Below are 9,274 nucleotides of genomic sequence, written 5' to 3' on the forward strand. Positions count from 1 at the left end.
CTTTTCAGATGTATGTAACAGATCCAATCGCTGATTTACTTACACGTGTTCGTAATGCTATTCAAGCAAAACACGATGTAGTTGAAATTCCAGCAAGTAAAGAAAAAACAGAAATCGCTAGAATTTTGAAAGAAGAAGGTTTTATCCGCGACTACCTAGTTAGTGGTGAAGGAATCCAAAAGACAATTACAATTGTTCTTAAATATGGTCCTAACAACGAACGAGTAATTAGCGGGTTAAAACGAATTTCAAAACCTGGTAAACGCGTATACGCGAAGACAAATGAAGTTCCACGTGTTCTTAACGGACTTGGAATTGCAATCATTTCAACTTCAGAAGGTATGCTAACAGACAAGCAAGCTCGCGCTAAACATGTTGGTGGCGAAGTCTTAGCTTACGTTTGGTAAGAGAGGAGACACTAAATGTCACGTATCGGAAATAAAACGATTACCATTCCGGCAGGCGTTGAAGTCGAAGTAAAAGCTGGCAATGAGGTGACAGTAAAAGGTCCTAAGGGAACTTTAACACGTCAGTTCAGTGAGCTTTACGAAATCGAAATTAACGAAGGCGAAATCAACGTTAAACGCCCGAATGATTCAAAAAAAGTTAAACAATTACATGGTACTACACGATCACTAATCGCTAACATGATTACTGGAGTAAGTGAAGGATTCACTAAATCTCTAGAATTAGTTGGTATCGGGTATCGTGCATCTAAGTCAGATAACAAGTTAGTCTTGAATGTTGGATACTCACATCCAATCGAGTTTGAACTAGAAGATGGTGTAGATATCGAAGTACCTAGCTCAACAGCTATCAACGTCAGTGGTGTTGATAAGCAACGCGTTGGAGAATGGGCAGCAAATATTCGTGCTACTCGTAAACCTGAACCATATCTCGGTAAAGGTGTTAAATACAAAAATGAAGTTATCCGTCGCAAAGAGGGTAAAACAGCAGCTAAGAAATAGTGGGAAAGGAGAATTTGAACGATGGCAAAAAAATTATCAAGAAATCAAGAACGAGTTCGTCGTCATGCTCGAGTTCGTCGTAAAGTCAGTGGAACGCAAGAACGCCCACGTCTTAGCGTGTATCGATCAAATGGAAACATTTCTGCACAAGTTATTGATGATGTTACAGGTAACACATTAGTATCAGCAGGATCGGTACAAATGAAACTCGCAAATGGCGGTAATATTGAGGCAGCAGCGCAAGTTGGTAACGCTGTAGCTAAATTAGCATTAGAACAAGGAATTAAATCTGTAGTGTTTGACCGTGGTGGTTATATTTATCATGGACGTGTTAAAGCATTAGCAGAGGCAGCTCGTGAAGCTGGACTAGAGTTTTAATAAGGAGGAACATGATGAATCGTAAACCTAGAAGAGAACAACGCGAACAAGAATTCGAAGAACGCGTTGTTGTCATCAATCGTGTAACTAAAGTTGTTAAGGGTGGTCGTCGTTTCCGCTTCGCTGCTCTAGTTGTAGTTGGTGACAAAAAAGGTCGTGTCGGTTTCGGAACAGGTAAAGCCAACGAAGTTCCAGATGCAATCCGCAAGGGTGTAGAAGCCGCAAAGAAAAACTTAATTAACGTTAAGATGATTAACGGAACATTGCCACATGCAAACACAGGTAAATTTGGTGCCGGAGAAGTATTTGTACGTCCTGCAGCAGAAGGGACTGGAGTTATTGCTGGTGGAGCAATTCGTGACGTTATGGAGTTAGCAGGTGTTACTGACGTGCTAACAAAATGTATTGGTTCACGTACACCAATCAACATGGTTCGTGCTACATTTGAAGCACTAGAATCAATGAAAACAGTTGATGAAGTTGCGAATTTAAGAGAAATCAAAGTCGAAGACGTACGATAGTAGGAGGCCTTTATGAAATTACATGAATTAAAATATAATGAAGGTGCACGCCAAGATCGTAAACGTCTTGGTCGTGGACAAGGTTCAGGAACTGGTAAGACATCAGGCAAAGGTCACAAGGGTCAAAATGCTCGTAGTGGCGGTGGTGTTTCACTAGGATTTGAAGGTGGTCAAACACCATTGTTCAAACGTATTCCAAAACGCGGTTTTAAAAATGTTAACCGTGTGGACTACGCAGTTGTAAACTTAAGTTCATTAAACGTATTTGAAGACGGAACTGAAGTTACAATTGAAGCACTTTTAGAAAAAGGAATTATCAAAAAAACACTTGACGGAGTTAAAATCTTAGGTCAAGGTGAATTAGAGAAAAAATTAGTTGTTAAAGCTAACGCATTCTCAAAATCAGCAGTTGAAAGTATTGAAAAATTAGGTGGAAAAGTAGAGGTAATCTAATGAGATTTTTTACTGATTTATTCAAAAATAAAGAAATCAGAATAAGAGTCATTTTCACACTTGCAATGTTATTGATTTATCGACTAGGGACAGTTATTCCTGTTCCTAACGTCGATAGCGTTAAAGTCGCAGGATCAATGGCTAGCGAACTAAATTCAAATACATTAGTTGGAATGATGAATATTCTTGGTGGAGGGTTTATCCAATCATTTTCAATTTTCGCTCTAGGTGTAGGACCTTACATTACCGCATCAATTATTATCCAATTGTTATCAATGGATGTTATACCATATTTAACTGAGTTAACGAAGTCTGGTCAAAAGGGTAAATTACAACTTGACCGAATTACACGTTACCTTGGCGTGGTATTAGCATACATTCAAGCGATTGGAATTATTAGCTTACTCAACAATCAACATAAAATTCTGTTGAGTAGTACTGTAGCGGACTACTTCTTTATGGGAACTGTAATGGCTGCGGGAACAATGTTCCTTCTATGGCTTGGTGATCAAATCACTCAAAAGGGTGTAGGTAATGGATTATCAATGATTATTTTCGCAGGTATCGTATCAAATCTACCAAGTCAGTTTAAAGGCGCTTTTGCTGAAATGACTAAAGCTGGTACAACTATGGGCTTTGTATGGTGTGCAGTCTATGTGCTCTTATACTTAGCGATTATTATTCTTGTTATCTACATGAACGGCGCCGTTCGTAAGATTTCAATTCAATATACATCAAACGTAGGTGGAACCACTCGTGGTAAGAATATGAACCATTTGCCATTAATGATTAACTCTGCATCAGTTATTCCAGTAATTTTTGCTGGAGCAATTATGCAAGCACCTGTTATTGTTATGAGTTGGATTAACCAAAATAGTGGTTTCTACAAGTTTATGACAACAACAATGAGCTTACAACAACCGGTAGGATTAATTGTCTATGCATTATTAATAATTGCATTCACATTCTTCTACACACACTTACAAGTTGACCCTGAAAAGATTTCAGAGGATTTCGGTAAGAATGGATCATATATCCCAGGTGTACGCCCGGGTAAAGATACAAAGAATTACATCAGTACAATTCTAAATAGAATTACGGTATTAGGAGCCTTATTCCTAACATTTGTAGCATTACTCCCTCATGTGCTACCGATGATTACACAGGGAGCAATTCCAGCAAGTACAGCAATTGGTGGTACAGGTATCATCATCGTTGTCGGTGTTGCACTTGAAACAGTTAAGGAACTTGAGGGTCGTATGACACAACGTTCATACAAAGGTTTATTTAACAAATAACAATTAGGAGGACAGTTTATGAATTTATTAATCATGGGTCCTGCTGGTAGTGGTAAAGGTACAATGTCAGCGCATATTGTTGAATTGTTCAATGTTGCTCACATTTCAACTGGAGATATGTTTAGAGAAGCTATCTCAAATGCTACTCCAGTTGGAATTGAAGCAAAATCATATATTGATCAAGGAAAACTTGTGCCTGACGAAGTAACCGACCGCATGGTAAAAGAGCGTATCTCAAAAGATGATTGCTTGAATGGTTACTTATTGGATGGCTATCCACGTAACTTACATCAAGCAGAAGCACTTGAGGTAATGTCAAATGATATTAACCGCCCTATTGATTTAGTAATCAATCTTGAGGTAGAATATGAGGAGCTTGTAAAACGAATTACGGGCCGTCGTCTATGTAAAGATTGTGGTGCGATCTATCATATTGACAACAATCCACCTAAAGTAGAATCTAAATGTGATATTTGCGGTGGAGAACTATACCAACGAAGCGATGACAACGAAGAAAAACTTCAAGTTCGTTTTGAAGAGTATATTAACCAAACAAAACCAGTTATCGATTATTATCGTGAAAAAGGTTTAGTTCGTGACGTTAATGCATCTCAACCTGCAGAAACCGTTATGAATGAGATAAAAAACATCTTGGAGGCGGTTAAATGATATCAACCAAGTCTGAACGTGAATTAGAATTAATGCGCGAAGCAGGAAGAATTGCTTTTGAGTGCCAAGAGGCAGTCAAGGATGCAATCCAACCTGGTGTATCAACCAAACATTTGGATGATATTGCTCGTAATTATATTCTAAGTCAAGGTGCAACACCAGCGTTTCTTGGTTATGATGGATTTCCGGGTTCAATTTGTGCTTCGGTAAATGAAGTTTTAGTTCATGGTATTCCTAGTTCAGAGGTAATCCTCAAGAATGGCGATATTATCACGATTGATGTAGGCGCTATTTATAAAGGTTATTACAGCGATCATGCTTGGACATATCCTGTTGGGGAAATAAGTGATGAAGCAAAAAACTTATTAAAAGTAACTGAAGAGTCGTTATTTGCAGGAATTGAAGCTGCTGTAGCGGGAAATCGTATTGGAGATATTGGTCATGCGGTAATGACAGTAGTTCAACCATTTGGTTATGGACTTCCTGTTGAATACTCAGGACATGGTGTCGGAACTTCGATGCACGAAGCTCCATACGTACCCAATGTTGGTGTTCCTAATAAGGGAGCGCTTCTTCGCAAAAATATGGTTATTGCGATTGAACCTATGGTTCAAATTGGAACCAATAAAACATCTGTATTAGATGATGAGTGGACTGTTGTATCAGAAGACAGATCCTTAACAGCTCATTTTGAACATACAGTGGTAATTCTTGAAGATAGTTATGAAATTTTAACTCGAACAAAGGAGGCTTTTAAACACTCATGAGCAAAGAAAATGTTATCGAAGTAGATGGAGTAGTTCTTGATACATTGCCTGGAGCAATGTTTAAGGTGGAACTCAGTAATGGTCATGAAATTTTAGCTCACGTATCTGGTAAAATCCGTATGCACTACATTCGCATTTTACCGGGAGATCGCGTGACTGTTGAGATTTCGCCTTACGATTTATCACGTGGGCGCATTACATTTAGACATAAATAAGATAGTTTTAGGAGGAGAATACTATGAAAGTAAGACCATCTGTAAAACCAATGTGTGAAAAATGTAGAGTTATTCGACGCAATGGTAGAGTAATGATTATTTGTGAAAATCCAAAACACAAACAAAGACAAGGATAGGAGGACGTCATATTAATGGCTCGTATAGCAGGAATTGACATTCCACGTAATAAACGTGTAGTAGTCTCATTAACATATATCTACGGTATTGGCTTAACAACATCAAAAGAAATCTTAGAAAAATGCGAAATCAGCCAAGATATCCGCGTTAAAGATTTAACTGAAGAACAAGTTAATGCAATCCGTCGTGAAGTAGAATCAATCAAAGTTGAAGGGGATCTTCGTCGTGAAGTTAACCTTAACATCAAACGCTTAATGGAAATCGGTTCAAACCGAGGAATCCGTCATCGTCGTGGCTTACCAGTTCGTGGACAACGTACAAAAACAAATGCACGTACACGTAAAGGACCTCGTCGTACAGTAGCAAATAAAAAGAAATAATAAGGTTAATTAATTAGGAGGAAAACGTAATGGCAAAAGCAAAAGTAGCTCGTAAACGTCGTGTCCGTAAGAATATAGCACGCGGAGTTGCACACATTCATTCGACATTTAACAATACTATTGTTACAATTTCAGATGAACAAGGAAATGTTATCGCTTGGTCAAGTGCTGGTGCTTTAGGCTTCAAGGGTTCACGTAAGTCAACACCTTATGCAGCTCAAATGGCATCAGAAGCAGCAGCTAAAGCGGCAGTTGATCATGGTATGAAAACAGTTGAAGTTAGTGTTAAAGGACCTGGACCAGGTCGTGAATCGGCAGTTCGTGCACTTCAAGTAGCAGGACTAGAAATTAGTGTAATCAATGATGTTACACCAGTTCCGCACAATGGATGCCGTCCACCAAAACGTCCACGTGGATAATAATATAAACTATAACAAGGAGGTATTCATAGATGAACAAGTTTGAACGTGCGAAATTTGAAGTAAAAGAATTTGATGAAACAGCACATTATGGTAAGTTCGTTATCGAACCACTTGAACGTGGTTTTGGTAATACTATCGGGAATGCGCTAAGACGTGTACTCCTTTCATCTTTACCAGGAGCAGCAGTTTACTCAATTAAAATTGAGGGTGTGTATCATGAATTCACATCAATTGCAGGCGTAGGAGAAGATGTTACAGGTATAGTTCTCAACGTTAAGGATCTTGTTTTAAATGTTCAAGATGAAGAAGTTTATACACTTCGCATCTCACAAAAAGGTCCTAAAGTTGTTACAGCAGCTGACATCGAATGCCCAGCAAATGTGGAGATCTTAAATAAAGATCACATTATTGCAACACTTGCAGAAGGTGCAGTGTTAGAGATGGAGCTTAAAGCTCGTAATGGTCGTGGCTATGTAAGTTCTGATGAAAACAAATTAATCTATCAAAATGCATCACAAGGAATTGGCACGATTTTTACAGATTCTATTTATACTCCAATTGAAAGAGTTAAGTATCATATCGAACCGACACGTGTCGGTCAAGACTCTAAATATGATCGTTTAATTATGGAAGTTTGGACAAATGGTTCAATACAACCTCAAGTAGCGTTATCATTAGGTTCAAAAATTTTAATGGACCATTTAGAGCAAATTGTTGCAATTAAAGATTCAGTTTATGAAACAGAATCTGTAATTAAACCTGATGTTTCAGGCGTTGAAAATCCAATGGCAACAATGATGATCGAAGATTTAGACTTGTCAGTTCGTTCATATAACTGCTTAAAGCGCGCAGGTATTCAAACAGTTGAAGAGTTAACACTTAAAACTGAAGATGAAATGATGCGCATTCGTAATCTAGGTAAGAAGTCACTTAAAGAAGTTAAAGACAAACTCCATGATCTTGGATTAGGCTTTAAATCATTTGAATAGGAGGAAATAGAATGAAAAACCGTAAATTAGGTCGTGATTCAGCTCACCGTAAAGCATTGCTACGCAATCTTTCAACTAGCTTAATTGTTCATGGTCGAATCGAAACAACAGAAAAGAAAGCAATGGAACTTCGTTCAGTTGCAGATAAACTTGTAACTCTTGCAAAACGCGGGGATTTACATGCTCGTCGTGAAGCAGCAAAAATCGTTTTTAACGTTGTTGCTGATGAAAAAACTGGTCAAACAGCTCTTCAAAAACTTTTTGATGAAATTGGACCTAAATATGCAGACCGCAATGGTGGTTACACACGTGTAATCAAAACTGAAATGCGTCGTGGTGATGCAGCTCCAATGGCTATTATTGAATTCGTTTAATATTAGTTAAAAAAAGATAATCGATACAGTATGCACGGGAGTATCCACTCTCGTCTCGAGGTATTGTACTCAAAATATAATCTTTTAAACCGCTTTAATCATTTAAGGCGGTTTTTGTGCTCTAGAGCCCGTGTAGGTCCCCTTAACAGTACAAAATCGTTTTTAAGGTAAAAATACACATAAAGATGATATTGATCCTAGGAGAGGATTTGGGAGAAGCATAAAAATAATCCATCACGCTTCCATAACGAAATATTATTTCAAACTGTGTCCAATATCGGCGAAAATATTATTTGACATATTCATATAAATAAGGTAATTTATTGATAGAGGTACATCAGTACCGAGGAGGAGAAATATGGACGCATTTGTAAAGTTTTTGGATGAAAAATTGTCCGCGCCAATGGCTAAACTTGCGAACCAACGACATCTGAGAGCAATTCGTGACGGGATCATCGCTACATTGCCGTTAATCGTTGTGGGATCTTTCTTTTTGATTCTTGCAGCACCGCCATTACCACAGAGTTGGAAGCTCTATCAATTTCTAACAGGCCATGCCGCTAAAATTCTACTGCCATTTAGATTATCGATGGCAATCATGACGCTTTATGCTACATTTGGAATTGGATCAAGCTTGGCTAAGTCTTATGATTTGGATGAACTTTCGGGAGGAATTTTAGCGACTGCAGCCTTCCTATTGACTTTTATACCGATAAACATTCCTGCAGATGCAGGGTTGGAAGTATCGGGATGGGTATTACCAATGGCAAACCTTGGTGGAGCAGGGATGTTTGTTGGAATTATCACATCAATCCTTGCAGTCGAAATATTCCGTTGGACTGATAAATCAAACTTCAAGATTTCAATGCCGCCTCAAGTTCCAACATCTGTTGCGCGCTCGTTTGAAGCACTTGTTCCAACCGCAATCATACTTGTACTTATGGCAACCATTACGTATTGGATTGGCTTTAACTGGCATACATTTATCGCTGGACTTGTAAAACCAATTGTCCATGCTGCCGATACACTACCAAGTGTTCTTATCATTGTTTTCCTTGTTACATTCTTCTGGTCATTTGGGATTCATGGTGTCTCCATTATTGGGACATTAGCACGTCCGATTTGGCTACAACTATTGGATAATAATACCGCTGCATCCGTAGCGGGACAGGCACTTCCAGCAATCAGTGCAGAGCCCTTCTATCAATGGTTTATTTGGATTGGTGGTTCAGGGGCAACGATTGGTCTTGCAATTGCCATGGCCTTCTTTTCAAAATCCGCATATGCTAAATCATTAGGTAAAACCGCATTTATTCCTGCATGTTTTAATATCAATGAACCGATTATATTTGGTGCACCCATTGTGATGAACCCAATATTAATCATTCCATTTATCATTACACCACTTGTAGGTACGGTTATCGCGTGGTTGGCAACTTCAGCCGGCTTGGTTAATCGTGTTATTGTTACAGCTCCGTGGACGTTGCCTGGACCTATTGGGGCCTATATCGCAACAGGTGGCGATTATCGAGCAGCGATTTTAAATATTCTACTCATCGTAATTTCAGTTGTGATTTACTATCCATTCTTTAAAATCTATGATAATAAACTATTAGAAGAAGAACGCGTAGGAAGTTAAAAAATTGTGATCTAGACGGGGGTCTTGCAACTGCAAGACCTCTTTCGTTAAAATGAGGTATAC

The 9,274-nt window shown here is 38.5% G+C and carries 15 protein-coding genes; all 15 read left to right on the plus strand.

What is annotated here, in order from left to right; all coding sequences use genetic code 11:
- Positions 1 to 8 precede the first annotated feature (8 nt).
- The 15 genes from rpsH to EEI45_RS04355 all read left to right on the plus strand — a co-directional run bounded on the left by rpsH (position 9) and on the right by EEI45_RS04355 (position 9,211).
- A complete protein-coding gene (gene rpsH / locus EEI45_RS04285; protein WP_125164271.1) occupies positions 9 to 407 on the plus strand; it encodes a 30S ribosomal protein S8 in 399 nt (132 codons plus the stop codon).
- A gap of 15 nt (positions 408 to 422) precedes the next feature.
- Complete coding sequence (rplF, locus tag EEI45_RS04290) at positions 423 to 968, plus strand: 50S ribosomal protein L6 (protein WP_125164272.1); 546 nt, start codon at positions 423 to 425, stop codon at positions 966 to 968.
- A 21-nt stretch (positions 969 to 989) separates the two neighbouring features.
- Positions 990 to 1,346, plus strand: a complete 357-nt coding sequence (gene rplR, locus EEI45_RS04295; protein ID WP_125164273.1) for a 50S ribosomal protein L18 — start codon at positions 990 to 992, stop codon at positions 1,344 to 1,346.
- Between the two features lie 14 nt (positions 1,347 to 1,360).
- Entirely contained in the window at positions 1,361 to 1,867 is a 507-nt protein-coding gene (rpsE, locus tag EEI45_RS04300; protein WP_125164274.1) for a 30S ribosomal protein S5, read from the plus strand.
- A 12-nt stretch (positions 1,868 to 1,879) separates the two neighbouring features.
- Positions 1,880 to 2,320: a 50S ribosomal protein L15 gene (rplO, locus tag EEI45_RS04305; RefSeq protein WP_125164275.1), complete on the plus strand. Its 441-nt coding sequence runs from the start codon at positions 1,880 to 1,882 to the stop codon at positions 2,318 to 2,320.
- A complete protein-coding gene (gene secY / locus EEI45_RS04310; RefSeq protein ID WP_125164276.1) occupies positions 2,320 to 3,618 on the plus strand; it encodes a preprotein translocase subunit SecY in 1,299 nt (432 codons plus the stop codon). The genes rplO and secY overlap by 1 nt, the downstream gene beginning before the upstream one ends.
- Before the next feature lie 18 nt (positions 3,619 to 3,636).
- Positions 3,637 to 4,287 carry an adenylate kinase gene (locus tag EEI45_RS04315; RefSeq protein WP_125164277.1) on the plus strand — a complete coding sequence of 217 codons (651 nt, stop codon included), beginning with the start codon at positions 3,637 to 3,639 and terminating at the stop codon, positions 4,285 to 4,287.
- Entirely contained in the window at positions 4,284 to 5,054 is a 771-nt protein-coding gene (map, locus tag EEI45_RS04320) for a type I methionyl aminopeptidase (RefSeq protein WP_125164278.1), read from the plus strand. Before EEI45_RS04315 ends, map begins: the two co-directional genes overlap by 4 nt.
- Entirely contained in the window at positions 5,051 to 5,269 is a 219-nt protein-coding gene (gene infA, locus EEI45_RS04325; RefSeq protein ID WP_003775226.1) for a translation initiation factor IF-1, read from the plus strand. Before map ends, infA begins: the two co-directional genes overlap by 4 nt.
- A gap of 23 nt (positions 5,270 to 5,292) precedes the next feature.
- A complete protein-coding gene (rpmJ, locus tag EEI45_RS04330) occupies positions 5,293 to 5,406 on the plus strand; it encodes a 50S ribosomal protein L36 (protein WP_016357297.1) in 114 nt (37 codons plus the stop codon).
- A 15-nt stretch (positions 5,407 to 5,421) separates the two neighbouring features.
- On the plus strand, positions 5,422 to 5,787 hold the full coding sequence (rpsM, locus tag EEI45_RS04335) for a 30S ribosomal protein S13 (RefSeq protein ID WP_125164279.1): 366 nt from the start codon (positions 5,422 to 5,424) through the stop codon (positions 5,785 to 5,787).
- Between the two features lie 29 nt (positions 5,788 to 5,816).
- Entirely contained in the window at positions 5,817 to 6,206 is a 390-nt protein-coding gene (gene rpsK / locus EEI45_RS04340) for a 30S ribosomal protein S11 (protein WP_003775229.1), read from the plus strand.
- A gap of 32 nt (positions 6,207 to 6,238) precedes the next feature.
- Positions 6,239 to 7,198: a DNA-directed RNA polymerase subunit alpha gene (locus EEI45_RS04345; RefSeq protein ID WP_003775232.1), complete on the plus strand. Its 960-nt coding sequence runs from the start codon at positions 6,239 to 6,241 to the stop codon at positions 7,196 to 7,198.
- A gap of 11 nt (positions 7,199 to 7,209) precedes the next feature.
- Positions 7,210 to 7,572 carry a 50S ribosomal protein L17 gene (rplQ, locus tag EEI45_RS04350; protein WP_018579484.1) on the plus strand — a complete coding sequence of 121 codons (363 nt, stop codon included), beginning with the start codon at positions 7,210 to 7,212 and terminating at the stop codon, positions 7,570 to 7,572.
- Between the two features lie 358 nt (positions 7,573 to 7,930).
- The gene (locus EEI45_RS04355; protein WP_125164280.1) at positions 7,931 to 9,211 is read left to right on the plus strand and encodes a PTS sugar transporter subunit IIC; all 1,281 of its coding nucleotides are present in this window, start codon (positions 7,931 to 7,933) and stop codon (positions 9,209 to 9,211) included.
- Positions 9,212 to 9,274: the final 63 nt, after the last annotated feature.

The organism is Erysipelothrix piscisicarius (assembly GCF_003931795.1).
Classification (GTDB): Bacteria; Bacillota_I; Bacilli_A; order Erysipelotrichales; family Erysipelotrichaceae; genus Erysipelothrix; species Erysipelothrix piscisicarius.

Excerpts from the sequence above, each read along its gene's own strand:
- rpsH (WP_125164271.1), top strand. The coding sequence starts at position 9 with ATGTATGTAACAGATCCAATCGCTGATTTACTTACACGTGTTCGTAAT.
- rplQ (WP_018579484.1), top strand. The coding sequence starts at position 7,210 with ATGAAAAACCGTAAATTAGGTCGTGATTCAGCTCACCGTAAAGCATTG.
- rpsM (WP_125164279.1), top strand. The coding sequence starts at position 5,422 with ATGGCTCGTATAGCAGGAATTGACATTCCACGTAATAAACGTGTAGTA.
- map (WP_125164278.1), top strand. The coding sequence starts at position 4,284 with ATGATATCAACCAAGTCTGAACGTGAATTAGAATTAATGCGCGAAGCA.
- rpmJ (WP_016357297.1), top strand. The coding sequence starts at position 5,293 with ATGAAAGTAAGACCATCTGTAAAACCAATGTGTGAAAAATGTAGAGTT.
- EEI45_RS04355 (WP_125164280.1), top strand. The coding sequence starts at position 7,931 with ATGGACGCATTTGTAAAGTTTTTGGATGAAAAATTGTCCGCGCCAATG.
- rpsE (WP_125164274.1), top strand. The coding sequence starts at position 1,361 with ATGAATCGTAAACCTAGAAGAGAACAACGCGAACAAGAATTCGAAGAA.
- EEI45_RS04345 (WP_003775232.1), top strand. The coding sequence starts at position 6,239 with ATGAACAAGTTTGAACGTGCGAAATTTGAAGTAAAAGAATTTGATGAA.
- rplR (WP_125164273.1), top strand. The coding sequence starts at position 990 with ATGGCAAAAAAATTATCAAGAAATCAAGAACGAGTTCGTCGTCATGCT.
- secY (WP_125164276.1), top strand. The coding sequence starts at position 2,320 with ATGAGATTTTTTACTGATTTATTCAAAAATAAAGAAATCAGAATAAGA.
- rplO (WP_125164275.1), top strand. The coding sequence starts at position 1,880 with ATGAAATTACATGAATTAAAATATAATGAAGGTGCACGCCAAGATCGT.
- infA (WP_003775226.1), top strand. The coding sequence starts at position 5,051 with ATGAGCAAAGAAAATGTTATCGAAGTAGATGGAGTAGTTCTTGATACA.
- rplF (WP_125164272.1), top strand. The coding sequence starts at position 423 with ATGTCACGTATCGGAAATAAAACGATTACCATTCCGGCAGGCGTTGAA.
- EEI45_RS04315 (WP_125164277.1), top strand. The coding sequence starts at position 3,637 with ATGAATTTATTAATCATGGGTCCTGCTGGTAGTGGTAAAGGTACAATG.
- rpsK (WP_003775229.1), top strand. The coding sequence starts at position 5,817 with ATGGCAAAAGCAAAAGTAGCTCGTAAACGTCGTGTCCGTAAGAATATA.